Raw genomic sequence first — 25,139 nt, forward strand, 5'->3', positions numbered from 1 at the left:
GAAATTTCTTTCCTGCTCTTACTCTACTACCTATCCTTATACATCTCACTATAATATTTCTGATAATCACCAGAAGCTACCTCTTCTACCCAATCTTGACTATCTAAATACCATCTTATAGTCCGTTCTATACCTTCTACGAACGGTGTTTCTGGATACCATCCTAACTCTGTTACAATCTTAGTTGGATCAATTGCATAACGTGCGTCATGACCTAAACGGTCTTGAACATAAGTTATTAAATCATAGTTTATATTATCTAAACTAGTCGTCAATACACTTCTATATTCTGGCTCGTCCTTCATAATTCTAGCTATAGTATCTATAGTCAATTTAACTATATTGATATTCTGCTCTTCGTTGAATCCACCGATATTATAGATTTCACCCGTAGGTGCATCAGATATTACCATATCTATTCCTTTACAATGGTCAGCGACATAAAGCCAATCACGAACGTTGTCGCCCTCTCCATAAACTGGTAGCGGTGATCCAGCTAAAATATTCTTAATAATTAGTGGTATCAACTTTTCTGGAAAGTGATAAGGTCCATAGTTGTTCGAACATCTCGTTATATTAAACGGAAACTTATACGTTTCTCCATATGCGATTACTATCATATCTGACGCTGTTTTAGACGCTGAATATGGACTACGAGGGTCTAATGGTGTCGTCTCTAAAAACATTTCTTCACCATAAGTCTGTAAATTTGTTCTTTGAGCTGCAATATCTTTTACAGCGGAATCTAAAATTAACTCTCTAGCGATCTCCCAATCTTTAGCTAAACTACCATATACTTCATCTGTAGAAACGTGATGGAACTTTTTACCCTCTTTATAGATAGGATAACCAGCAGCGTCTTTGCCTAGTGTCCAGAAAGCTTTTGCAACCTCCATTAAATTTTGTGTTCCAAGTATATTTGTCTCTAGGAATATTCCTGGATTTTGTATACTACGATCTACATGAGACTCTGCAGCAAAATGTACAACATAGTCTATACTATGAGCCATAAAGATGTTTTCTACGAGCTCTCTATTAGTGATGTCACCTTTATAAAAACTAACTCTACTGTCCTTTAACTCTTCACGTATAGTCCCTAAATTACCAGCGTACGTTAGCTTATCCAATACTACTATCTCTATATTAGAGTGTTTCTCTAACATATATTTTAGGAAGTTAGCACCGATAAATCCAGCACCACCTGTTACTAAATACTTTTTCATCTTAAAGTTCACCCCTCATCTTCATTTCATCTAAAAATCTATCTATTCCACTCTGCCAAGTTGGCAACTTTTCACCTATTACAGCCTCTAACTTCGAGCTATCCAACTTTGAATACTCTGCACGTTTTGCAGGCAATTTAAAATCGCTACTTTTTCCACGATTCAGAGTACCAGTCCAGCCAATAGAGTCCAATACATACTGTGCTTGACTATACTTTGAAGCCTCTCCAGAGTTCGAAAGATGATAAAGTCCATACCTCTTAGTCGCTAATAACTTTAACGAGTATAATGCCAAGTCGTATGAATATGTAGGTGATGATGTTTGGTCGTCTACTATGCTTAATAGGTCTCTACCCTTGCTCCAATTTATAACCTGACGGTTAAAGTTATTATTAGCAATTCCAAAAACCCAAGAGGTTCTAATTACAAAACTCCTATCTAATGTCAACTTTTCTCCTAGAGCTTTTGCCCTTGAATAAACCGATAGTGGACTCACCTCATCCTCTTCTGTATAAGGTGAATTTTTCGTTCCATCAAAAACAAAGTCAGTGCTGTATGTGATATACTCTGCACCTATTTCTTTTGCTACTAGAGCTAAATCTCTCGGTGAGTATGCATTTAGAGCATAGCACAGCTCAGGTTCTTCTTCGGCCTTATCAACATTGTTATATGCAGCACAGTTTATAATTAACTCTATACCCTTACCCTTTAAGAACTCTCTAATAGCATCTATATTAGTAATATCCAACTCTTTATAATCTGTGGCTATAAACTCGACTCCACGCTCTTTAAATATTCTAATATAATCATGCCCTAGCTGTCCGTCAGCTCCTGTTATCAATATCACCCTATCTTCACCCCACTAGCCACGAACTCTTTTAAAGTGGATAAAACTCTATCTTTTTCTGAAATTATCAAATCGTCTAAAGTTAAGCCGTACGCTTCTAACTCGTAATCTATCTCTAAATCTTTATCGTTCCAGATAATTCCAGATTCATGTTCTGGAGAATAGTAGTCTGAGCAGTAGTATTCTACCTCTGTTTTTGAACTTAAACTGAGAAAACCATGAGCAAAGCCTTCGGGTATATACAACATCTTACCATTATCTCTACTTAATAAAACTTTATAAACCTTTCCAAAAGTTTTACTATCCCTTCTTAAATCCACCGCTAAGTCTAAGATTTCACCATTTAAGACTCTCACCAATTTAGCTTGAGGATTTTTAACTTGAAAGTGTAATCCTCTTAAGACTCCAAAATCACTCATAGAATGATTGCATTGTACAAAAGTTGTAGTTATACCATATTTTTTTAAATTTTTTAGATTAAAAACTTCATAGAAAAATCCTCGATTATCATGAAAAACTGTACTCTCCAAAAGCACTAATCCATCTATCATATTTCACCTCTAATTTTTTACATATTATATCACAAGTTATGCTAAACTAAATAGATATTGACCATAACTCGTTTTAGATAGTTCGGCGGCTCTAGCTAACAATGCTGATTTTGAAATCCAACCTTTTAGATAAGCTACTTCTTCTAAACACGCTATCATTATTCCCTGCCGACTCTGGATTGTTTTAACAAAGTTACCAGCTTCTAATAGTCCGTCAAATGTTCCTGTATCTAGCCACGCCATTCCACGACCTAGGTTAATTACCTTTAAAAATACATTCTATTTATAGATGTAATTTCAAGCTCACCTCGTGCTGATGGAGTTACCCTTTTAGCTTTTTCTACGACACTGTTGTCATAAAAATATATTCCTGGAACTGCATAATTAGATTTAGGAATCTCTGGTTTTTCTTCTAACAATAAAACTCTACCCGAATCGTCAAATTCTACTACTCCAAACTCTTTTGGATTTTTAACATAGTATCTAAATATAGCTGCACCATGCTGCACTTGACAAAATTCCCCCTAAACCTGCACCATAAAAAAAATTGTCGCCTAAGATTAAAGCGACACTATCATCCTCTATAAAATCTTCGCCTATTATAAACGCTTCGGCCAATCCTTTTGGTGATTCTTGAACTTTATAACTATGCTTTTAGATTATTTTTTGGTTGATATATTAATATAAATATTGATTCTAATGCTTGTCTTGGTATATTATCCATTTTATTTTCAAGTTGAATAATATGAATTTTATTAGCCTCTTTAAACCAATCCTTCTTTGAATGTTTTGGAGTATTTTTATAACATCGTTCTTTTAAATCTTTGCTTGTTTCTCCAATATATAAACATTCATCATTTTTATAAAATAAGTAAATTATATTCTCAATTTCAATTTTTTTTAAACTCTTTTAATTTAGAAGAATTATTCTTTATTTCTTCATAACTATATTCTATAGTTTTTAAATTCATTTTAACTCTCCTTTAAAAATAATTATTCATAGGTCTTTTTATCAACAACTTTCTAATAATTTTTTAATTTAAATTTATTCCAGCTTTTAATTTTACATCTTCCAATCTAGCTTGTTTTAAAATATTTTCAGCCTCATCAACTAAAGAATCAAATGTTTCTTTTGGAATTAATTCAATATCATCATTACAGGAAATTTCTTTCCTGCTCTAACTCTACTACCTATCTTTATACATCTCACTATAATATTTCTGGTAATCTCCAGAAGCTACCTCTTCTACCCAATCTTGGTGGTCTAAATACCATCTGATAGTCTGCTCTATACCTTCTATGAAAGGCGTTTCAGGATACCATCCTAACTCTGTTACAATCTTAGTAGGGTCAATTGCATATCTAGCATCATGCCCTAAACGGTCTTGAACATAAGTTATTAAATCATAATTGATATTCTCTACATCTGTAGTTAATACACTTCTATACTCTGGCTCGTCCTTCATTATTCTAGCAATCGTATCTATAGTTAATTTAACTATATTGATGTTTTGTTCTTCGTTAAATCCACCTATATTATAGATTTCACGCGTAGGTGCATCAGATATTACCATATCTATTCCTTTACAATGGTCAGCGACATAGAGCCAATCCCTTACGTTATCTCCCTTTCCATAAACTGGTAGTTTCTTACCAGCTAAGATATTTTTAATAATTAATGGAATCAATTTCTCTGGGAAATGATAAGGTCCATAGTTATTAGAGCATCTAGTTATATTGAATGGGAACTTATAAGTCTCTCCATAAGCCATCACTATCATATCTGATGCTGTTTTAGATGCTGAATATGGACTACGTGGATCTAATGGAGTCGTCTCTAAAAACATTTCTTCGCCATAAGTCTGTAAATCCACTCTTCGGGCTGCGATACTTTTAACAGCAGAATCTAAAATCAACTCTCTAGCGATCTCGCAATCTTTAGCTAAACTTCCATAGACTTCGTCTGTCGAAACATGATGGAACTTTTTACCCTCTTTATATATAGGATAACCGTTTGAATCTTTACCTACTGTCCAGAAAGCTTTAGCAACCTCCATCAGGTTTTGTGTTCCAAGTATATTCGTCTCTAAGAATATTCCAGGATTTTCTATACTACGATCCACATGAGATTCTGCAGCAAAATGTACAACATAATCTATATCATGAGCCATAAAGATATTCTCTATGAGCTCTCTATTCGTAATATCACCTTTATAGAAACTAACTCTAGAATCTTTTAACTCTTCCTGTATAGTCCCCAGATTACCAGCATACGTCAGCTTGTCTAACACAACTATCTCTATGTTTGAATATTTCTCTAACATATACTTCACAAAATTAGCTCCAATAAATCCAGCTCCACCTGTTACTAAATACTTTTTCACCAATACCCCTCCTATACCTCTTCACTAATTTCAACTAAATACTGTCCATATTCTGTTTTCATTAAAGGCTTTGCTAATTCTAATAGTGATTCTTTCGTTATCCATCTATTTCTATAAGCTATCTCTTCTATGCAAGCTACATAGTGTCCTTGTCTGTTTTGAATTGTTTCTATAAAGTTAGAAGCTTGTAAAAGCGAAGCATGAGTTCCTGTGTCTAACCATGCAAATCCTCTTCCTAAAAGATTTACTTTTAAATTCTTTTCTTCCATATAGATTCTATTCAAATCAGTTATTTCTAACTCACCTCTTTCGGATGGTTTTAAGTTTTTAGCTTTTTCTATAACACTATTATCATAAAAATATAGTCCTGGTACTGCAAATTTTGATTTTGGAACTTCTGGTTTTTCTTCTAACGATAATACATTTAACTCATCATCAAACTCTACAACCCCATAAGCTCTTGGATCTTGTACTAAATATCCAAATATCTCTGCTCCACACTCTAATTTTGCAGCTTTTTTTACAACTGGTGAGAATCCTTGCCCAAAGAAAATATTATCTCCTAAGACTAAAGCAACACTATCATCTCCTATAAAATCTTCTCCTATTAAGAACGCTTCTGCTAAACCTTTTGGTGATTCTTGAATTGCATATTCGAACGTCATTCCTAGTTCGCTACCATCACCTAGCAACTCTTTAAAAGTTGGTAAATCTCTAGGAGTTGAAATTATTAAAACCTCTTTTATATCAGCTAACATGAGCACAGAAAGAGGATAATAAATCATTGGCTTGTCATACACTGGCATTATTTGTTTACTAATTGCTTTTGTCAGAGGATAAAGCCTAGTCCCAGATCCCCCTGCTAAAATTATTCCCTTCATTTTATACTCCCTTCTTTATAAATTTTATATATATATCATTCAACATTTTTCTATATAAAAATATAACTACCACGATTAAAAATATTCCAAACTTTAGTTTTAAAAACAAGTCATTATAAAATGTTAAATATAATGAAAACAACAATATTAAACTTGTTATTATATAAAATCTTTTCAATTTAAAATTATAACTTATAAATTTCAAACTAAAATGTGTTCTTAATGCAAAAAATATAACGTATGCTATTCCCGTAGATATTGCAGCACCTTTTGCTCCATATTTAGGAACCAAATATAGATTTCCTAATAAATTGAATATTGCCACACTAATTGATATATATAAATGATATTTTGTCTGCTTTTTAAAATTTATTCCAATTACTGTTGTTTCAGAAATAGTATACATAATTGGCATCAATGTTAGCATTGGCATTATATTTGATGCAGCTGAATATTTAGGTCCTAAAATTAAGATTAGTAGATCTTTTCCTATCAATAAAATTATAGCGATTAAAAACATTGCAAAAGATAAATATTCATGAATTTCTTGAAAAAATTGTTTATCTTCTCCATTTTTTTCGTATCTTTCATAGGCTACTGGAGTCCAAAATGTTGTAAATCCAGTTTGAATAATATTTAAAAGAGCTACAATCTTAAAAGCCGCTGCATACAAACCCAACTCTGTTAAAGAAGAGAACTGTTTTATAACTATCTTATCTGCTGATGAAAATACCCAACTTAAAGCCATTGTAACAGTTAAAGGAATGCTAAACTCTATAAGCTGTTTTGTTGATATTTTTTCATTTTCACCTTTAAATTTCCATATATCTTTTTCTAATATTATTGATACCAAAGTAACCGTAATCAAACTTAAAGCTCCACCAAAAACTAATGTTTTATAATTATTCCCATATTTTTTAAACAAAAGTATTATAAAAATAAAATTTAATAATTGAGTTAATATCTGTAAAATTGAAAATGTTTTTGCCTTTTGAGCCATTCTTATAGCTAATATTGAAAACTTATTTATTAGTGTTAATAATATTGTAATTATAAAAATAAGGATCATAAAATTATTTCTTTCACCAAATAAATATAGAGAAATTTTATCCTTAAAAATTAATATCAATATACTTCCTAATAAAGTTAGTAACAAAGGTATTTTCAATGAATTATATAGTAATTTACCCCTATTAGATTCATCCTCTTCATAAAAATGTCTTACAAATCCTTGGTCTAATCCTAATCCACAAACTAGTAATATCATATTTACACCAACATTGAGCATTGAATATGTTCCATATTGTTCTGGTGAAAGCATTCTTGTCACAATCGGTGTTGTAAAAAAACCTATAGCTAAAGCTATATATCCTCCTATTGAAAATGATAAGAACTTTTTTAATAAACTATTTTCCATTAATTTTTCCTTTTATTATTTTTCATAAAACTCTTTTACTTTCTTTATAACATACTTTACATCTTCAGAACTAATATTATAATAAAGAGGCAATCTAATTAATCTTTCACTTTCTAGAGTTGTGTATTTATCAATTCCGTGGAATCTTGAAAATTTAAGACCTGCATCAGATGTATGAAGAGGAATATAGTGAAATACTGCTAATATGTCATTCGATTTTAGATAATCTATTAAGAGTGTTCTTTCTTTTAAATCTTTACATTTCAAATAAAACATATGAGCATTATGTTCACAATCTTTAGGTATATAAGGCAATTCTATTTTTTTATTATTCTCTAACTCTTTTAACCCTTCATAATAACTGTTCCAAGCTCTTAATCTATTATTATTTATATTTTTAGCTTCTTCTAACTGGGCATATAAATAAGCTGCATTTAATTCACTTGGTAAGTAAGAAGATCCTAAATCAACCCATGTATATTTATCTACTTGCCCACGGAAAAATCTACTACGATTTGTTCCTTTTTCTCTGATAATTTCAGCTCGTTCTATATAACTTTTGTTTTGAATTAAAAGTGCTCCACCTTCTCCCATTGAATAGTTTTTAGTTTCATGAAAACTAAATGTTCCAAAATCTCCAATAGTTCCTAAGGCTTTCCCTTTATAAGTTGACATAACGCCTTGAGCTGCATCTTCTACAACAATCAAATTATGTTTTTTAGCAACTTCCATTATTTTATCCATTTCACAAGATACACCTGCATAATGAACTGGTACTATTACTTTTGTTTTATCAGTTATAGCTTCTTCTATTAAATTTTCATCTATATTCATCGTTTTAGGATTTATATCCACAAAAACAATAGTTGCCCCTCTCAATACAAAAGCATTTACTGTACTAACAAAAGTAAATGATGGCGCTATTACCTCATCTCCTGGTTTTATATCTGCTAAAATTGCTGCCATTTCTAAAGCATGTGTACAAGAAGTAGTTAATAAAGCTTTTGGAGTATTAAAGTTCACTTCAAACCACTGATTACATTTTTTAGTAAAAGGGCCATCTCCACAAAGTTTATTATTCTTTTTAATCGCTTCTTCCATATATTGTAATTCTTTTCCTACAAATGGTGGTACATTGAAATTTATCATAAAAATACTTCCTCCACTATAAAATATTTAATATTTTTTCTAACTTTATATTGTCTTCTATGTTAAGGATGTAGTATCCTTTTCTTTTTGAACTGTCTGTTATTTTTTCATTTCCTAATACATCTATATTTTTTTCAACAATTAATTCAGAAAAATATTTTTCAATTTTTTTTTGGTTTTTTAAATCTTCTGCATTAAATATAAATTTTACTAAAGCATTACTAATATAGTTTTTATTATTAATTTCTGGGATTTTTTCTCCTAATGCAACATCTATAACTAGACTTGTAAAATCTATTCCAGTTGATATTTTAACCATATCAGAACCAATAAAATCCCCTCCCATTCTAGCTCCTATTTCAATAATTTTTATATTGTTTTTTGAATCTATTTTTATTTCAGAATGAGAAGCTCCATTTTTTATTTTCAAACAATTTAAAGATTTTTTTATTACATCTATTATTTCTCTGTATAAATTAACGTCTATATTTCTAGCTGGAGACAAATGACCTTTTTCAATAAAATTTGGAGCTCCAGTTGTAAATTTTTCAGTAAGTTGTAAAAATTGATGTTTACCATTTTGAGTAATCATTTCTATACTGTATTCATTTCCTTCTACAAATTCTTCAACTAAAACTTTTTCATTAAAAGATACTTCAATAGCTATCTCTAAAGCTTTTTGTAACTCTATTTCATTTTCAACTTTAGTTACTCCACGACTTCCTGATCTATCTGTTGGTTTTACAATTAATGGATATTCCATCTCTTTTTCAACATCTTCAATACATTTTACCAATTTAAACTTAGGACAAGGTAAATCTTCAGATATAAGAGCTTTTCTCATTTCAAATTTATCAGTAGTTAACTTAGTTGATTCCAATGAATTTCCTACGAAACCTAATTTTTCAGCTATATAATTTACTGTTGGCATAGCTAAATCTGTTGCTATTGCACAAATTCCGTCTGCTTTTATTTTTCTTGCTTCTTCTAATATTTTTTCTTTTTCTACAATACTAATTGGATAAAAATAATCTGCATTATCTTTTGCTATTGCTCCATCTTCCCAAGCAAAAACATGTGTTTCCAATCCTTTTTCCTTTGCTTTTAGTACTAATTTATTTTGAAATTCATTTGCACCAATTATTATAATTTTTTTCATAATTACTCCTCAAATTCTATTCCTTTTTCTTCGTGTGTGCTTATTTCTTTACTTGGAATACCATAATTCTTAGTATAATTTTTAGTGTTTCTATTTACTAGGCTTTTAGCTCCTATTAAAACTTCTTTTTCTATTATTATATTATGATTAATAGTTGAATTAAATCCTATAAAATTATTATCTAAAATTTTAGAAAAACCTCCAACCAAAGATGCTGCCGCTATAAAATTGTGACTTCCTATTTCTACGTCATGACAAATTACATTTCTAGTCCAAATTATATTATTATCGCCTATTTTAACTCCAGGCTCTATTATTACTCCAGGAAAAATAATATTATTTTCTCCTATTTGTAAATCATTTTCATAAATTACAGACTTGTGAATAAAATTTGTAAATTTTATTCCTTTTCTTTTTAATTCTAGATATTTTTTTTTTTTACTTCTCATATTTTTATATCCTATAGTTGTTATAAAATAAATATCTTCAAAATCTTTTGGAGTGAAGTCTGAAATTTTATAAACTATTTTTCCTTCAAAAAATTTTTTTTCTTTATCCCAATATTGATTATCTACACAAAATCCAATTACATTTTTATATCCCTTTATATATATATATAATTCTTTAGCTAAATCACCAATCCCAAATATTATAACTTTTTTCATAAATCACTCCTGATTAAATTATATTACAACTTCTTTGGATTAAATATTTTTTCCAAGTCTTCTTTTAATCTTTCTTCTGAAAACCTTCTTTTTATAATCTCTTTGTTTTTCTGTCTGTCTTCTATTGAAAACAAATTTAAGTTATCTAATTCTAAAAAATCTCCGATTTCTACTCCTAAATCTTCCAACATTCCATATGTCGTTACCTCTTTTTTCAAATAAACAGTTTTTTCCATACTTAATAACGAAGTTATGTTTCCAACTGCCTGCTGTCTGTCATGAGCAAATATAGCAATATCTACTTTAGATAAAAATTGAATATACTCTTCAAATTTCATATAATCAGTTATAGGAATAAATTTATCTCCAAACTTAGATTTACCATAATCTATAACTGATTTTGCCCATTCTTTGTCTCCGTAAGATAAAGGACAAACTAATTGAATTTTTTCATCCCGAAATTTTTCTAATTTATCTATAATTTCAAGATGATTATTAGATGGTTCCGCTGAATTCCCAATTTGAATCCAAATTTCTTTTTTATTTTCTTGTGTTATTTTTCTTTCTTGATAAATATTGCTTAAATACATAAAACAATTATTGTATTTTCCTTTTGCACCAAATAATTCTTTTGCTAATTTATAATCACCTTCTACGTGCGTTGTATATTCATTCAAATTTCCTTTAACAAAATTCTCTATTTTATAAAATACTTTTCTTATTATTCCAGAATTAATTCTTTCATAATAACTATATAAATCACCTCCCCAAATAATCCAATTACTTTTTTTTAATATCCATGGATTTAAAAATAAAAATAAAATTGTATAATTATTTCCTAAACTATGAAAAATTACTTTATCAAATTTTAATATATTAAACCATAGCTTAATATATATTAATATCATCCCTATATACCATCTTAAAAAGTTCTCTTTTTTGTATTTAAAATAAATAACGTTATTAGAATCAGGAACATCTAGGTAATCAACACCTTTAATTATATAAAACAAATGGTTTTCATCAAAATTTTTATTAACAAATTCAATATAATTATTTATAAATTTGTCATTTCCCATTACATGTAAAATTTTTTTCATTAAACCTCCATTTTTGCAACATAAATTTTACGTTTAATTTTACTAAATATTTTCAAATTAATTTTTTAACTCAAATGAAAAAAAATTACTACTATATTGATAGAATATCACAATTTCTTTTACCAAAATTTGATTCTTTAATATTATGATTCTTTAACATATTTTTAAAGACCTTCCTTCTGTAATGTAAGACTTTATTATATAAAGCAAGGTTTTTAGTCAAATAACCAACTCTTATATGGAAAAAGAACTTTCGAACTATAATAAATATAATTTTCATAAAAATATGTCATTAATACTATAATAAATATAATATATAATATTTTTATATATTTTTTTTTAAAATAAAAAAATATATACGTATATAGAAATATATCTGCTTTCAAATATATTCCGCTTAGTCTTCCTGAAAATGTTGGAATTTCAGAAAAAATAAAATAAATACAAATTCCTAAAGAGTATAGTTTCAAATAAAAATTATATTTTTCTTTCTTTATAAGCTCTGAAAAAAAAATGAAAATTATCAACATTATTATCATATATATTTGAATTAAACTAAATCTTACATTATCTTTATTTGGATTAAATAAGACATATGAATTTATTTGATTTTTTATATACTGAGGATAAATATTGTAGCTTTTTATCAAAAAAATATTGAACAATTTAAATTTTGAAAAAATTATTGAAAGAATAGGTATAATGAATAATGTCATCTTTTTTAATTTCATTTTATAAATAGGATAAGACAGACAAAAAAATATTGAACTTGAATGAAATAAACTTGCCAATATTAAAATACTAAGAAATATATATTTATTTCTATTTAATATATATTTTGTACTATAAAGCAGCATCGCACATGCTAATCCGTATCTTATAATTCCCATAACATCAGATATAAAATACATCGAATAATAAAGATATAATGGTAGAATCATGTTATTTTTAAAATTATCTTTAAAATATTTTGTTAAAAAAACAAGTGTAAAGAATGACATTACTGTAAATATACTTTTATAATCAAATCCGATTGTTTTTAAAAGCGTACTTGTAAAAAGAAATCCAAGTTCTCCGTGAATATACTTATAATTTATTACTCCTTTTTCTAGTACTTCGCTAAGAAGAGGTACTTTCCCAAAAATTTCATTTGAATATGCAAAAAAATCATGGCCAATTCCATCTCTTGTGGCAGAAAAAATAAAAAGTAATATGATAATTATGTTATAAAAAAAAAGTTTTTGCTTCAATCTAATTGTCAAAAAAAACACTAAGATTAAAATTATATAAATCAATTGATAAATTAACATTTCTCCTACCTTAAATTTTTATTTGCTCCGTATAATTTTATTAGTTTTTTCACTTTTTCTTCAAGAGAAAAATCCTTTGAAATATTAACTGAATTTTTAGAAAATTTTATTCTAAGTTCTTGATTTTCCATTAATTCTTGAAGTTTTTCAGAGAATAATTTTTCATTTTCCGATTCTATAAGAAAACCATTGATTCCATCCTTAACTACATTGTTATTACTTCCAACATTTGTACATATTATAGGTAATCCTGCTGAACAAGCTTCAATTAATGAAATTGAAAGACCCTCCCATTTAGAACTCATTAAATATATATCAGCTTCTTTCAAATATTCTGATATATTAATTTTATTTCCCAATAATGCTATATTTTTTTGAATCTTTTCTTCTATTATTATTTTTTTTATAAATTGTTCATCAAGTCCTGTACCTATTATTTTTAATATTGGCTTATTTTCTAAATTGCTTATGGCTTTACTGAACGCTTTAATCATTAAACTATAATTTTTTTGTTGCACCATTCTACCCACTGCTATTAAATGTTTTGGCTTTTTATTTATATATCTATTTTCAATTTTAAATTTTTCTAAATTTATTGCATTTTCAATTTGAACAATTTTTATATTTGGTATTCCTATATTTTTTATTGAGATAGTTACTTCATCTGAAATACTTACAAATTTAGTTATAACTCTCCGAATAAAATACTTTTGTAGTTTTGGATAATCAATTTTCACATTATGAATAGTTTGGTAAATTTTTATATTTTTTACAAACTTAAAAATTCCCAGTATCAAAACTATATGAAAAGTAACTTCTTCTAAATGGCAGTGAATTATATTTGGCTCTATTTTTAGAAATCTTTTCAATATATTTAAAAAAAAATTAAGCGAATATTTTTTTGGCTTTTTTTCAAAAAAGTATACTTTTATTCCTTTTTTTTCAAGTTCATTTACATAATTTTTTTCAAAAAAAATTTTGGAATCTATATCTTCTGAAAAACAATCTTTTACTTTACTCATTACCCAAAGCTCTACATTATCAAAAGTTTTTTTCAATTCTATAAGAGTATCTTTTACTAATATCTCTGCACCTCCAGGGCTACAACTCGAGATTACATGCACTATTTTTTTCATTTTTTTTCCTTTATCTATTCTATATTTTTTATTTCATTTTAATGCCATTTTATTTATTCTAAAATTTTTTTTTTATAATCTAGAATCTTTATAACTTATATATTTCAAATAACTGATTCAATACTGTCTGTTGAAGATAAAACTCGCTCACTTTTTGGATATTAAATTTACTCATTTCTTTTCTTTTTTCTATATTTTGGATTAAATCGCTTATAGCATTTGAAATCTGTTCATCATTACCTGCTTCTACCAGTAAGGCCCCTTTGTCTTGTACCATATCAACAATTGCTCCGACTCGAGTTGTTATAATTGGTAATCCTGAGCTCATGGCTTCTAAAAGAGCATTAGGAAATCCTTCTGTATATGTTGGAAATAAATATACATCCGCTTCTTTTAATTCTGAAAATACTCGTTCTTGGTCTAATTCACCTAAAAATTGAACATTTAAAGACTTTTTTATATTTTTATATTCTTCTTTTATATTTCCAGCTAATATAAACTTAATTTTGGGGAATTTTTTTGCAACCTCTAATATTTCATCACAACCTTTTGTTTTCACTAAATGACCTGTATATAAAATTATTTTTATCTCTTTATTTAATATTCTTCCTTTTGATAACTTTTCGAAATTTTCTTCAGAAATAAAATTAGGAATTATTATTGAATCTTTTTTTGAAATTTGTTTTAAATATACTTTTGAATTTTTATTTAATACTAAATTTATGGTTGTATTTTTAGCTAAACTATTTAAAAAAAAGTTAGAAATTTTGCTATTTATCATATCCTCAATATTACAATGGTACTGTGTTACTAATTTTATTTTATTTTTTTTTATAATTTCAGAACAAATATAATCTCTAATTAATCCAAATTTCCCACAAGATGTATTTAGATGTACAACATTTGGATTTTCTTTTAATTTTTTATTTAATTCAATTAATATTTTTAAAGTTCGTTTTATTTCTTCAAATAGATTTTTGTTTTGGAGTTCTTTAATTCTTTTTCCTTGAACAGCTGTATTTAATAAATTAACCTGATTTTTTTTAGATTCATCAGAATTCAAATATCTTGTAGTCCAAGTTGCTATTCCTCCAGCTGGAGGTGGTAATGGAGATATTAGTAGTATTTTCATTAAACTTCCTTCTTCCATACAACTCTATTAATATAATCAGTATAAGAGAGTATTATTCTTAAAACTTTATCTGATACGTTTGGCATAGAGTAGTCAGCTACTTTTCTTAATGTTGTTGATTCTTGAGTTTCTAATACTGTTAAACCTTGCATTATTCTTTCTTTTTCGAGTCCAACCATCATAACTGATGCTTCTTCCATAGCTTCTGGTCTTTCATGAGCTTCTCTAATATTTAATGCTGGGAACCCTAAATTTGAAGACTCTTCACTTATAGTTCCAGAATCACTAAGTACAGCTTTAGCTTCTTTTTGTAACTTAACATAGTCATTAAATCCTAGTGGTTTCATTAAGTTTACTAACGAATTAAATTGCACTCCTAACTCTTCTATTCTTTTTCTAGTTCTAGGATGAGTCGAAACTATAATTGGTAACTCGTATTTTTCTGCTACTGCATTTAAACTGTCTACTAAATTCAAGAAGTTTTTATCAGAACCAACATTTTCCTCTCTATGAGCTGATACTACAAAATACTTACCAGTTTCTAAGCTTAATCTTTCTAAGATATCAGAAGCTTCTATATCTTTCAGCTTCATATTGATAACCTCAAACATTGGACTTCCAGTTTTAATTATTCTATCAGCTGGTAATCCCTCTCTCAATAGATACTCTCTTGCTATATCACTATAAGTTAAGTTTATATCTGCAGTATGATCAACTATTTTTCTATTTGTTTCTTCTGGAACTCTTTGATCAAAGCATCTGTTTCCAGCTTCCATATGAAAAATAGGTACCTTTTTCTTTTTAGCAACTATCGCTGCCAAACAAGAGTTTGTATCTCCCAATACTAAAAATGCATCTGGTTTAACTTCATCTAACAATGAATCCATCTTAATCAAAATATTTCCAATTGTTTCACTTGCCCTACCAGTTGCTGTTTCTAAAAAATAATCTGGTTTTCTCATATTAAAATCTCTAAAGAAAACTTCATTTAACTCATAGTCATAGTTTTGTCCAGTATGAACAATTATATGATCTATTGCCTCTGACTTTTCTAACTTATCTATCACCGCTGCAAGTCTAATAATTTCTGGTCTAGTTCCTACAACAGTCATTACCTTTAATTTTTTCATAACCTCTCCTAAACTTCTAAATAGTATGTATCTGGATTAAGCTGGTCAAACTGCTCGTTAGCCCATAGTACGAGTACCATATCTTCTAAACCTGTGTTAGTTATATTATGAGTATAACCTGTTGGTATATCAACTACCTCTAATTTTTTATCAGAAACTGGATACTCTATTACTTCATCACCGAATATCTGACGGAATCTAATAGTAGCCTCACCTTTTATTACTAAAAACTTTTCATTTTTAGTATTATGATAATGATTTCCTCTAGTTACTCCTGGCTTTGATGTTGATATTGAAAACTGTCCACTATCTCTAGTTCTTAATATTTCAACAAAACTTCCTCTAGCGTCACTGTGTTCAGTTAATTCATAAGAAAACTTATGTTGTGGTAAGTATGATAAATACGTTCCGTATAGTGCTCTTTCAAAACCAACTCCAACAGATGGTAGCGTTAATGTTTTTCTATTGTTTTTAAAATGCTCTAATAAATCTGCTACCTCTCCTAATGTTCTATAGTAAGTTTTAGATACAGTATAGTTTAATTCTACACTCTTTTTCTCTAAATCTAAATGGTTAACAATAGAGTCTATAACATCGTCTATATACACAAATTCTATCATTGCATCTCTGCTATTAACTACGAGTTCTATATTGTTAGCAGTGTTATAACACCATGTTGCTACAACAGAGTTATAATTTGGTTTACACCATTTACCAAATACATTTTGTAATCTGTATATATATACATTTGCACTAGTTTTTTCAGAATATTCTTTTAATAAATTTTCTCCAGCTAATTTGCTCTTACCATAGTCGTTATCTTTGTCAGCATGTATTGACGATGTTATTAATACTGGTGTGTTTAACTTGTTTTTTTCTAGTATAGCTACTAAATTCCCAACTAAATCGCTATTACCTTTATAAAAATCTTCGGGATTTTCTGGTCTGTTTATTCCAGCTAAATGAAATATAAAATCAGCAGCTTTTATATCCCTCTCCAAATCATTGATAGAGTTTTCTATGTCAAATGTTAAAATTTCTACATTCTCTGTACGATTTAATCTTTCAATTAAATTTTTACCTATAAATCCATTCGATCCTGTAATTAGTATTTTTTTCATACTATTTGACTCCAAACTCTTTTAACTCATCTTGAATCTCTGGTAAATCTATTAATAATCCTGCTAACTCTTCTACACTTAATCTTTCAGTATTATGTGAGTTATACTCGTCAGCTTCTGTTATTACCTCTTCACCATCTTCAAAGAACTTAGAATAGTTTAAATCTCTTCCATCAGCAGGTATTCTGAAATATCCACCCATATCTATTGATCTTACTTTTTCCTCTTTAGTCATTAAAACTTCATAAAGTTTTTCTCCATGTCTAGTTCCAATAATTCTTATTTCATGTTCTGGTTTTTTAAATAACTTCTTTATAGCCTTAGCTAGTACATCTACAGTTGCTGCAGGTGATTTTTGAATAAATAGGTCTCCATTCTGACCATTCTCGAATGCAAATAGCACTAAGTCTACAGCTTCGTCTAAATTCATCATAAATCTAGTCATATTCGGGTCAGTTAATGTCATTGGATTTCCAGCTCTCATTTGATCTATAAACAATGGAATTACAGATCCTCTAGAAGCCATTACATTTCCATATCTAGTTACACAGATAGTTGTTTCATGCTCTCCTAGATTTCTTCCTTTTGCTATTACAACCTTTTCCATCATAGCTTTAGACATTCCCATAGCATTTATTGGATAAGCAGCTTTGTCTGTGCTTAAACAAATTACTTTTTTTACTCTTGCAGCAATTGCTGCATTCAGAACATTTTCTGTTCCAATTATATTTGTTTTTACAGCCTGCATTGGATAAAACTCACAAGATGGAACTTGCTTTAATGCAGCAGCATGGAAAACATAATCTACTCCTCTCATAGCATCAGCTATAGAGTTTTCATCCCTAACATCTCCAATATAAAACTTTAGTTTTGGATTATTATAAATTTTTCTCATATCATCTTGCTTTTTTTCATCTCTTGAGAATATTCTAATCTCTTTTATTTCTGTGTTTAAAAATCCTTTTAGTACTGTGTTTCCAAATGACCCTGTTCCACCTGTTATAAGTAGAGTTTTATCTTTAAACATGATTCCATCTCCTATTTTTTAATATTTTTCATTATAGTTTCATAAGCTTTATCTACTCCTAGCTCATCTTCATAGTATTTTCTTCCATTCTTTCCTAGCTCTAATCTTAAAGGTTTATTTTCTACTAACTTTAATAGCTGTTCATATAATTTTTCTGTATCTCCAGCTTCTGCGAATAATCCACCTTTTACTTTATTCTGTAAAAAATCACCATAATCTTTCGATGCACATCTGTCTAAAGATGCTAGTATTGAAAGCTTCAGTTTAAAATAATCAGTAGTTTTAGATGGAAAATTAGGAACTGTAAATCTTTCATCTAAGCTTACTACTCCAAGATCACATGCAGCTGTTATTAGCTCATAATCCTCTCTTGGAATATAATCTAAGAATTTTACATTAGTTATATTTTCAGATTCTACTTTATTTTGTAAAAAATCTTTTTCTGTTCCTTTGCCTATAAACAAAAATTTTATATTAGAATTTTGTAAAACTTTTTTAGCTAACTCTAATATGTTTTCTAACTTTTGAGGTTTACCCATATTTCCACCAAAAATAGCTATGAAATCATCTTCAAGATATCCATATTTTTCTCTTATCTCTTTTTTATTGAAAATTGGTAAGTCTTTAATTTGAGCCCAATTTTTTAAAACAAAATACTTATCAGAACTAAACTTCGAATCTCTAGTTTTCATATATTCTAAATTTCCTTTTGACATACATCCTATATAATCAAAAGCATCATACATTTTTTGTTCAGTATTTTCAAAAATTCTTAATAAAAACTTATTATTTAACATTCCTATATCTTTTGCATTTTGTGGAAAAATATCCCATAAATGTAAACAAGATTTACAATTAAAATATTCTTTTAAATTATTTACCAATTTTGCATTTGAAATAAATGGAGTATGAGTATATATAAAATCAAATTTTTCATTTTTAAAATATTTTTTAATTGCTACTTCTAAAGTATAAGGCATTGTTAAAGCTGTTATCCCTTTTTCTATTCTACCTACAGAATCAAAGTAATTTCCTGTCTTAACTCTTAACACTGAATATCCATTTTCCATTTTCAGTTCTGTTTCTTTGTTGTATTTTCTTTCTAATAAAGTTACAACTTTTACATTATGACCATTTTTATAGAATTCATCACTTATATCTTTAGTTAATGTTGAATCTGTTGGATTTTCAGAATGTCTTAAATATAAAAATAATATATTCATCCTTTCCCACCAAACTTATCTATCATCTTCTTTATTTCATCATCCATACTAGCTTCAGCTTTGTAGCCTATTTCCTTGTAGTTGTCCTCTTGCTGGAAGGCTAGAGTTCCAAATAGTCTCACCATTATATCTGGTTTTATTTTGCATAAAATTTTAAAAATTATAGTTGGGAGAGTTATATTTATTCTGCTTTTACCCAATCCTTTTTCTATAGAAGTTGCTATCTCCCTAATAGATACTGGAATACCTTCTGTTCCTAAGTATATTCCAGATGCAGAATTCTGAATTATTAAGTGTGTCATAGCGAGTAAGTTTTCTGTACTGATTATACTTCTCTTATTTTTAGAGTATCCAAAAGGTATAATCGACAACTTGTTTATTAGCTTTATTAAACTGAGCATATTACCTTTTACTCCCTCTCCATAAACCATAGGAGGTCTTATAGTTGCAACTTTAAAGTTTTCATCTTCTAGCGTTCTCAGTAATTTTTCTGCCCTATACTTGCTATCGCCATAAGGATCATTCGGATTGCAAGGTGAGTTTTCTGTTAATACAAAATCATGATTATTTAAATCACCGTCAAATCCATAAACTTTTACTGTAGAATAGAATACAAAGTGTTTCACACCTGCAGCTTTAGCTTTTACCGCTAATCTCTTAGTTAGTTCTGTGTTAACTTCATAGTATTTTTTTTCAGGTGCACCCTTCATCTGATGAACTAAGGCAGCTAAGTGTAAAACTGTATCTACACCCGTTAAATCTAACTCTTCTGGAGTTTTCTCTATTAAACACGTTTTTATTATATTGTATTCGTGCTCGTACTTTTTAATAAAGTTACTTCCAATAAATCCACTTGCACCTGTTATTAGCAGTGTTTTCTTATTCATTAATACTCCACCCCTATTTTAGCTACAATCTCTAATTTTTTTGAGAGTAGCTCTTTATCCTTAACAACATCTTCATTTTTAACCTTATTAACTATTTTTAATAACGTAGCTATGATGATCCAAATATCATAGAAAAATGTTGCATGTTCAGTATAATAAAGATTTAACTCTATTTTATACGGCATTATTTCATGGATATAGAATTTCTCAGGGTCTTTTACCGAGTCCATTAAGTACTCTTCATCTGAAAAAACTATACTTGCTGGAGATGATATTCCACTCTGTAGAGCGAAGATCTTTTTTTCTCGCTCGCCATAATACTTTAAACGTCTTGGTAACTCTGGTCTTGGACCTATAAAGCTCATATCTCCAATTAAGATATTCCAAAATTGTGGTAGTTCGTCAATTTTAGTTTTTCTCATAAATCTACCAATCGGTGTTATTTCGCTCGAGCTACCTTTAATCTGAACTGTATTCTTCTCTCTAACCTTATTCGTCGTCATACTACGGAACTTATAGATACTGAACTCTTTCATACCCTTAGTAAGACGCTTTTGTGAAAACAGTATCGGTCCAGGCGACGTTATTTTAACTATTATTCCTACAACTATCATAAGTGGTAGAAAAAATGTTAGTCCCAAAAATGCTGCGACTATATCAAATAACCTTTTCATCAATCTTCCTTTCTACTTCGTATTGTTATATGAAATTTATAGTTTTTAAATTCTAAAGATCTCTTCTATATCACCATTATCTAAATCAACTTCATTTGTTCATTTTCTATTTTATTTTGGAAACTATATTTCTTTAACAATTTTTTATATAGTGATACAGTTTTTAAATTAGTAGAAAGAATTACATTTTCTAAATCTTTAATTTCTTTTAATAAAAGTAATTTATTCTCATTATTTAAAAATAAACAAACTCTTTTATGAGATTTTAATAAGTTTATCATATTGTTAAGAGTTCCTTCACTCTCTCCATTCCATATCATAAACCCAATATCGGCATCATTTGCCATTTTTTTATCTTTTACAGTATAGAAAGCTCTACCTCTTTCATTATCTTTAGCAAAAACACTTATAACTTTCCAATTTCCAAAGTTATTTCTAACTTCTCTATTCGTACAATATATTTCAACATTTCTATAATTCTTACTTTTAAAATATTTTTGTATAGAGCTATCAATACCTTCTGCATCTCCTAATAAGACTTCAAAATTATTTTCAATTATTCCATCTAATTTTTCAATTACTATTTTTTTTAATTCTTTAATTTTTATAGCTCCTGCAATAAAAACTTTCATTTTCTACACCACCTAACTTCTTTTAGTTTTTGTGATAGTCAGAACATAAATATTTTTTATGTTTTCATCTTCTTGTAATAATTGTGTTACTCTTTTTAATGATGCTCCTGTATCATATAAATCATCTACTATCAAAATCGAAGCCTTTTTTAATAGTTCCCTTTTCTTTTTCACACCATCTTCTAAAACTTTTTCTCTTTCATCTTCGGATAGATTTTTTATTTCTTCTGTTGAAATTTTTTCAAAAAAATCGGAACAATGAGGCTTATTTATTTTATCAGATAAAAGTTTAACTATTTGATAAACAGGTTGTGTTTTACGTTTTTTACTAGAAGGAACTGGAAGTATCCTATCAATCTCACTTAATATTTTCCAATCATCTTGAAGAAACTCTACAGCTATATCTGTTATTTCTTCAATTTTTGAAAAATCATAGTTATATTTTAATTGATACATCAACTCTCCTAAAAAAGTTCTTTTAGTGTCAAATGATGAATTGCCGTAGATATCTTCACCTAAATAAATACTAGATTCGACATGTTTATCTAAACTATATCCTTCTGTCCAAAGACCTTCTAATTTAATTGGATGCTTTTTCATCTTTTACCTCCTTGTAAGTCTTTACAAACTCTTTCATGCATGCTTTTATTTCATCTTTAACTGGGTTTTTAACTGCCACGGCTAACTTCTCTAGATGACCTTCTAAATCTATGTTCATAGAATCTATAGCTGTAATAAAGATTTTGTTGTTTTCTGTTTTTAGTGCAGCACCAACATCATAGAGCAACTCTTCATAGAGTTTCTCACCAGGACGTAAGCCTACAATCTCTACGCCTATATCTGCATTACTAAGCTTTATCATAGTATTTGCTAAATCTATTATTTTAACAGGCTCTCCCATATCGAGTATAAATAGTTCTCCACCTTTACCTAACGAACCAGCTTCTATTACAAGTTGAGCTGCTTCTGGAATTGTCATAAAGTATCTTGTTATATGGGGATGAGTTAATGTTAAGTTTTTACCTTCACTTATAAGCTTTTTAAAAATTGGTATAACCGATCCATTACTTCCTAGCACATTACCAAATCTTACAGCCATAAATTTAGTATCACTCTTACCATTCATATATTCTACAACAAGTTCACAAGCTCGTTTTGTAGCTCCCATTATGTTTGTTGGATTTACAGCTTTATCTGTAGATATAAGTACAAATCTTTCTGCCGAATATTTAATTGCCATTTCTGCAACTTTTTTAGTTCCAAAAATATTGTTTTTAACAGCTTCTTCTGGGTTGTGCTCCATAAGTGGTACGTGTTTATGAGCAGCAGCATGGAAAATTATATTTGGTAGGTATTTTTTGAAAAGTAATTCTACTTTATCAGCTTCTCTTATATTAGCAATTTCAACCTGCAAGTCGAGAGCTTTAAAACTTCTTTTTAGTTCTAGCTCTAAAAAGTATAAATCATTTTCATTGTGATCTATTAATATTAGTTTTTTCGGAGAATATTTAGCTATCTGACGTGCTAGCTCACTACCAATACTTCCCGCTCCACCAGTTACAAATACAACTTTATCCTCTATAATCTCTTTAATATTAGCTCCGTTTACTAAAACTTCATCTCTACCAAGCAAATCCTCTATGCTTACATCACGTACTTGATTTGCTATATTTTCATCTTGTAAAATATTGTCAATACTAGGTAAGATTTTCACCTTAACACTGTTACAACACTTTGTTAGCTCTATTATCTCTTTAATACGCTCTCTTTTTATAGTTGGTATAGCTACAATCACCATCTCTATACTTTGTTTTTTTACAACATCTGACAAATCATAAAAATCTCCATAAACTTTTACACCATTTATATATGTTCCACGCTTACGTCTATCATCATCAATTATAGCGGTTATATGGTATGGGTAATTAGGATTACTAAGACCATCTCTCAATAGTGCAACTCCTGCATCTCCAGCTCCATATAACAATGTATTCATCCTTGGTTTTGTTTTTCCAAGAACAAGACGATATGATCGGTTTAATCTAAAGCAAAATCTCCATAATAGTTGTAACATCAAAACTAATAGTGCTCCTACAATTATGACTGTTCTAGAGTATGGTTCACGAAACAATGCATAATATACTAAACTAGTTAATAAAGCTAGCATATTTGTGAAAGTTAAGTTCAACACATCTAAAGAGTTTGTATAACTCCAGCTTTTTAGTCCATTTTTTCTTAATAGATAAAATATAAAATACGCACTACCATAAACTAAGTAATAGCTGCTATGAATATTATCTAAAAATTTATCTTCAAATCTTACTAAAATTCCTAAAAAAATTCCTAAAAAAACTGATGCTAAATCTATTCCTAACTTTACTATATTTCTCCTATTAGAAAATAGCTCAGTTATCATGTTTTCTTTAAACACCTTTAGCCTCCTATTATTATTTGTATCTTTTTTTATACCCATCCACAAACTCTTTTAAGAAAGCTAGCATAACTCCTAAGAAAACTCCTAATATAGCTCCTACCGCTAGAATTAGCTTTGCTTTACTTTTACCTTCTTCAAGATAAATATCACTAGTACTCTTAACGCTATCATATCTTAAATTTAAGTTATTTAATCTTATCAACTCATTTGAGTATAAATTATAATTTTTTTCTGCTTCGGATTTTTTTAACATAACAGCTGGATATTTAAAATTTAAAAACGAAGCTTTTTCTTCGGCTTTTAAAGCTCTTAAATCACTATCATTTTTAAATATAGCTAGCACTTCATCTTGAATAGCTTTAATCTCTTTTTCTGCTCTTGCTAACTCGTCTGTTTTAATAACTTTTTCATTAGCTATTACATCTGCAATATTATCACTTGATTTTATAATATCTATATATTGCTCTATAACTTTTCTAGTGCTAGAATCTGTTCCTATTAGTTCAGCTTTTATAGTTACTACATTCGGATTTTTTTCATCTTTACTTACATTAAAAACTTCTTTCAAAAATTTTCTTTCACTATTTGTGTTTTGAGACTCTTTTGATGTTCTTTTTAAATACTCTGCCCTTAAAGAATCATTTTCCAATAGCTTTTTTACATTCTTATCTTGTAAAAGTATACTATTTACATCTATAAGGTTTACACCTTTTAAATTAAATGTTTCTTGTAATAGCACAATATTTTTAATTAAATAATCTGGCTTATTCCCTCTAACATAAAGTGCAGCTCCTAATGCTAGTCCTGTGCATAAAATTGTAGTTAAAACTATTGTAGTTTTACGCCTAACCATGATTTCAATTAATTCATAAAGATCAATTTCATCATCTTCGTATTTTTTAGGAACGATTTGTAAATTTTCTTTCATTCTTCCCCCTATTTTTCCTCATTTTTCTCAAAACATTATATCATTTTTTTTAATAGAAAAAAAGTTAAATATTAATATATATAAAAGGTTTTTTGTAAAAAATGAGAATAAATAGTTTATATATAAAAT

General features: G+C 28.5%; 23 protein-coding genes and 1 pseudogene. All 24 read right to left on the reverse strand.

The genetic code is table 11. The features are described 5' to 3' along the window. Positions 1 to 26: 26 nt before the first annotated feature. Positions 27 to 1,223 (reverse strand): dTDP-glucose 4,6-dehydratase, encoded by a 1,197-nt coding sequence (locus ACRCZX_RS01305; RefSeq protein WP_438581138.1) that lies wholly within the window; start codon positions 1,221 to 1,223, stop codon positions 27 to 29. 1 nt (position 1,224) lies between these two features. Beyond that, positions 1,225 to 2,070: a dTDP-4-dehydrorhamnose reductase gene (gene rfbD, locus ACRCZX_RS01310; RefSeq protein ID WP_438581139.1), complete on the reverse strand. Its 846-nt coding sequence runs from the start codon at positions 2,068 to 2,070 to the stop codon at positions 1,225 to 1,227. Continuing rightward, positions 2,067 to 2,621, reverse strand: a complete 555-nt coding sequence (gene rfbC / locus ACRCZX_RS01315) for a dTDP-4-dehydrorhamnose 3,5-epimerase (RefSeq protein WP_438581140.1) — start codon at positions 2,619 to 2,621, stop codon at positions 2,067 to 2,069. Before rfbC ends, rfbD begins: the two co-directional genes overlap by 4 nt. A gap of 36 nt (positions 2,622 to 2,657) precedes the next feature. Continuing rightward, a pseudogene (locus tag ACRCZX_RS01320) lies at positions 2,658 to 3,269 on the reverse strand (sugar nucleotidyltransferase); the annotation flags it as partial. A gap of 539 nt (positions 3,270 to 3,808) precedes the next feature. Continuing rightward, on the reverse strand, positions 3,809 to 5,005 hold the full coding sequence (locus ACRCZX_RS01325) for a dTDP-glucose 4,6-dehydratase (protein WP_438581141.1): 1,197 nt from the start codon (positions 5,003 to 5,005) through the stop codon (positions 3,809 to 3,811). Between the two features lie 11 nt (positions 5,006 to 5,016). Continuing rightward, a complete protein-coding gene (gene rfbA, locus ACRCZX_RS01330; protein WP_438581142.1) occupies positions 5,017 to 5,886 on the reverse strand; it encodes a glucose-1-phosphate thymidylyltransferase RfbA in 870 nt (289 codons plus the stop codon). Position 5,887: 1 nt separating this feature from the next. After that, entirely contained in the window at positions 5,888 to 7,303 is a 1,416-nt protein-coding gene (locus ACRCZX_RS01335; protein WP_438581143.1) for an oligosaccharide flippase family protein, read from the reverse strand. 15 nt (positions 7,304 to 7,318) lie between these two features. After that, positions 7,319 to 8,452: a dTDP-4-amino-4,6-dideoxygalactose transaminase gene (gene rffA / locus ACRCZX_RS01340; protein WP_438581144.1), complete on the reverse strand. Its 1,134-nt coding sequence runs from the start codon at positions 8,450 to 8,452 to the stop codon at positions 7,319 to 7,321. 16 nt (positions 8,453 to 8,468) lie between these two features. Beyond that, positions 8,469 to 9,611, reverse strand: coding sequence for an ATP-grasp domain-containing protein (locus tag ACRCZX_RS01345; RefSeq protein WP_438581145.1), 1,143 nt, complete (start codon positions 9,609 to 9,611; stop codon positions 8,469 to 8,471). Between the two features lie 2 nt (positions 9,612 to 9,613). Further along, on the reverse strand, positions 9,614 to 10,276 hold the full coding sequence (locus ACRCZX_RS01350) for an acetyltransferase (RefSeq protein WP_438581146.1): 663 nt from the start codon (positions 10,274 to 10,276) through the stop codon (positions 9,614 to 9,616). A gap of 23 nt (positions 10,277 to 10,299) precedes the next feature. Then, entirely contained in the window at positions 10,300 to 11,376 is a 1,077-nt protein-coding gene (locus ACRCZX_RS01355) for a TDP-N-acetylfucosamine:lipid II N-acetylfucosaminyltransferase (protein WP_438581147.1), read from the reverse strand. A gap of 215 nt (positions 11,377 to 11,591) precedes the next feature. Next, positions 11,592 to 12,686 carry an EpsG family protein gene (locus ACRCZX_RS01360; RefSeq protein WP_438581148.1) on the reverse strand — a complete coding sequence of 365 codons (1,095 nt, stop codon included), beginning with the start codon at positions 12,684 to 12,686 and terminating at the stop codon, positions 11,592 to 11,594. Positions 12,687 to 12,691: 5 nt separating this feature from the next. Next, positions 12,692 to 13,822 carry a glycosyltransferase gene (locus ACRCZX_RS01365; RefSeq protein WP_438581149.1) on the reverse strand — a complete coding sequence of 377 codons (1,131 nt, stop codon included), beginning with the start codon at positions 13,820 to 13,822 and terminating at the stop codon, positions 12,692 to 12,694. Positions 13,823 to 13,910: 88 nt separating this feature from the next. After that, complete coding sequence (locus ACRCZX_RS01370) at positions 13,911 to 14,954, reverse strand: glycosyltransferase family 4 protein (protein ID WP_438581150.1); 1,044 nt, start codon at positions 14,952 to 14,954, stop codon at positions 13,911 to 13,913. After that, positions 14,954 to 16,084 (reverse strand): non-hydrolyzing UDP-N-acetylglucosamine 2-epimerase, encoded by a 1,131-nt coding sequence (gene wecB, locus ACRCZX_RS01375; protein ID WP_438581151.1) that lies wholly within the window; start codon positions 16,082 to 16,084, stop codon positions 14,954 to 14,956. Before wecB ends, ACRCZX_RS01370 begins: the two co-directional genes overlap by 1 nt. A gap of 8 nt (positions 16,085 to 16,092) precedes the next feature. Further along, entirely contained in the window at positions 16,093 to 17,205 is a 1,113-nt protein-coding gene (locus ACRCZX_RS01380; protein ID WP_438581152.1) for a polysaccharide biosynthesis C-terminal domain-containing protein, read from the reverse strand. A 1-nt stretch (position 17,206) separates the two neighbouring features. After that, positions 17,207 to 18,232 (reverse strand): polysaccharide biosynthesis protein, encoded by a 1,026-nt coding sequence (locus ACRCZX_RS01385; RefSeq protein ID WP_438581153.1) that lies wholly within the window; start codon positions 18,230 to 18,232, stop codon positions 17,207 to 17,209. 11 nt (positions 18,233 to 18,243) lie between these two features. Further along, positions 18,244 to 19,455, reverse strand: coding sequence for a glycosyltransferase family 4 protein (locus tag ACRCZX_RS01390; protein WP_438581154.1), 1,212 nt, complete (start codon positions 19,453 to 19,455; stop codon positions 18,244 to 18,246). Next, positions 19,452 to 20,342 (reverse strand): NAD-dependent epimerase/dehydratase family protein, encoded by an 891-nt coding sequence (locus ACRCZX_RS01395; RefSeq protein WP_438581155.1) that lies wholly within the window; start codon positions 20,340 to 20,342, stop codon positions 19,452 to 19,454. Before ACRCZX_RS01395 ends, ACRCZX_RS01390 begins: the two co-directional genes overlap by 4 nt. Beyond that, entirely contained in the window at positions 20,342 to 21,016 is a 675-nt protein-coding gene (locus ACRCZX_RS01400) for a sugar transferase (RefSeq protein WP_438581156.1), read from the reverse strand. Before ACRCZX_RS01400 ends, ACRCZX_RS01395 begins: the two co-directional genes overlap by 1 nt. A gap of 80 nt (positions 21,017 to 21,096) precedes the next feature. Further along, entirely contained in the window at positions 21,097 to 21,648 is a 552-nt protein-coding gene (locus ACRCZX_RS01405) for a hypothetical protein (RefSeq protein ID WP_438581157.1), read from the reverse strand. 12 nt (positions 21,649 to 21,660) lie between these two features. Further along, positions 21,661 to 22,248, reverse strand: coding sequence for a ComF family protein (locus ACRCZX_RS01410; RefSeq protein WP_438581158.1), 588 nt, complete (start codon positions 22,246 to 22,248; stop codon positions 21,661 to 21,663). Then, entirely contained in the window at positions 22,229 to 24,079 is a 1,851-nt protein-coding gene (locus ACRCZX_RS01415) for a polysaccharide biosynthesis protein (protein ID WP_438581159.1), read from the reverse strand. Before ACRCZX_RS01415 ends, ACRCZX_RS01410 begins: the two co-directional genes overlap by 20 nt. Positions 24,080 to 24,095: 16 nt before the next feature. Continuing rightward, positions 24,096 to 25,010 carry a Wzz/FepE/Etk N-terminal domain-containing protein gene (locus ACRCZX_RS01420; RefSeq protein ID WP_438581160.1) on the reverse strand — a complete coding sequence of 305 codons (915 nt, stop codon included), beginning with the start codon at positions 25,008 to 25,010 and terminating at the stop codon, positions 24,096 to 24,098. Positions 25,011 to 25,139 lie beyond the last annotated feature (129 nt).

Source organism: Cetobacterium sp., from assembly GCF_051658645.1.
GTDB lineage: Bacteria > Fusobacteriota > Fusobacteriia > Fusobacteriales > Fusobacteriaceae > Cetobacterium_A.

What these genes read in the sequence shown, in the direction of transcription:
- ACRCZX_RS01305 (WP_438581138.1), bottom strand. Translation starts at nt 1,223, where the DNA reads ATGAAAAAGTATTTAGTAACAGGTGGTGCTGGATTTATCGGTGCTAAC.
- rfbC (WP_438581140.1), bottom strand. Translation starts at nt 2,621, where the DNA reads ATGATAGATGGATTAGTGCTTTTGGAGAGTACAGTTTTTCATGATAAT.
- rfbA (WP_438581142.1), bottom strand. Translation starts at nt 5,886, where the DNA reads ATGAAGGGAATAATTTTAGCAGGGGGATCTGGGACTAGGCTTTATCCT.
- ACRCZX_RS01335 (WP_438581143.1), bottom strand. Translation starts at nt 7,303, where the DNA reads ATGGAAAATAGTTTATTAAAAAAGTTCTTATCATTTTCAATAGGAGGA.
- rffA (WP_438581144.1), bottom strand. Translation starts at nt 8,452, where the DNA reads ATGATAAATTTCAATGTACCACCATTTGTAGGAAAAGAATTACAATAT.
- ACRCZX_RS01345 (WP_438581145.1), bottom strand. Translation starts at nt 9,611, where the DNA reads ATGAAAAAAATTATAATAATTGGTGCAAATGAATTTCAAAATAAATTA.
- ACRCZX_RS01350 (WP_438581146.1), bottom strand. Translation starts at nt 10,276, where the DNA reads ATGAAAAAAGTTATAATATTTGGGATTGGTGATTTAGCTAAAGAATTA.
- ACRCZX_RS01355 (WP_438581147.1), bottom strand. Translation starts at nt 11,376, where the DNA reads ATGAAAAAAATTTTACATGTAATGGGAAATGACAAATTTATAAATAAT.
- ACRCZX_RS01360 (WP_438581148.1), bottom strand. Translation starts at nt 12,686, where the DNA reads ATGTTAATTTATCAATTGATTTATATAATTTTAATCTTAGTGTTTTTT.
- ACRCZX_RS01365 (WP_438581149.1), bottom strand. Translation starts at nt 13,822, where the DNA reads ATGAAAAAAATAGTGCATGTAATCTCGAGTTGTAGCCCTGGAGGTGCA.
- ACRCZX_RS01370 (WP_438581150.1), bottom strand. Translation starts at nt 14,954, where the DNA reads ATGAAAATACTACTAATATCTCCATTACCACCTCCAGCTGGAGGAATA.
- wecB (WP_438581151.1), bottom strand. Translation starts at nt 16,084, where the DNA reads ATGAAAAAATTAAAGGTAATGACTGTTGTAGGAACTAGACCAGAAATT.
- ACRCZX_RS01380 (WP_438581152.1), bottom strand. Translation starts at nt 17,205, where the DNA reads ATGAAAAAAATACTAATTACAGGATCGAATGGATTTATAGGTAAAAAT.
- ACRCZX_RS01385 (WP_438581153.1), bottom strand. Translation starts at nt 18,232, where the DNA reads ATGTTTAAAGATAAAACTCTACTTATAACAGGTGGAACAGGGTCATTT.
- ACRCZX_RS01390 (WP_438581154.1), bottom strand. Translation starts at nt 19,455, where the DNA reads ATGAATATATTATTTTTATATTTAAGACATTCTGAAAATCCAACAGAT.
- ACRCZX_RS01395 (WP_438581155.1), bottom strand. Translation starts at nt 20,342, where the DNA reads ATGAATAAGAAAACACTGCTAATAACAGGTGCAAGTGGATTTATTGGA.
- ACRCZX_RS01400 (WP_438581156.1), bottom strand. Translation starts at nt 21,016, where the DNA reads ATGAAAAGGTTATTTGATATAGTCGCAGCATTTTTGGGACTAACATTT.
- ACRCZX_RS01405 (WP_438581157.1), bottom strand. Translation starts at nt 21,648, where the DNA reads ATGAAAGTTTTTATTGCAGGAGCTATAAAAATTAAAGAATTAAAAAAA.
- ACRCZX_RS01410 (WP_438581158.1), bottom strand. Translation starts at nt 22,248, where the DNA reads ATGAAAAAGCATCCAATTAAATTAGAAGGTCTTTGGACAGAAGGATAT.
- ACRCZX_RS01420 (WP_438581160.1), bottom strand. Translation starts at nt 25,010, where the DNA reads ATGAAAGAAAATTTACAAATCGTTCCTAAAAAATACGAAGATGATGAA.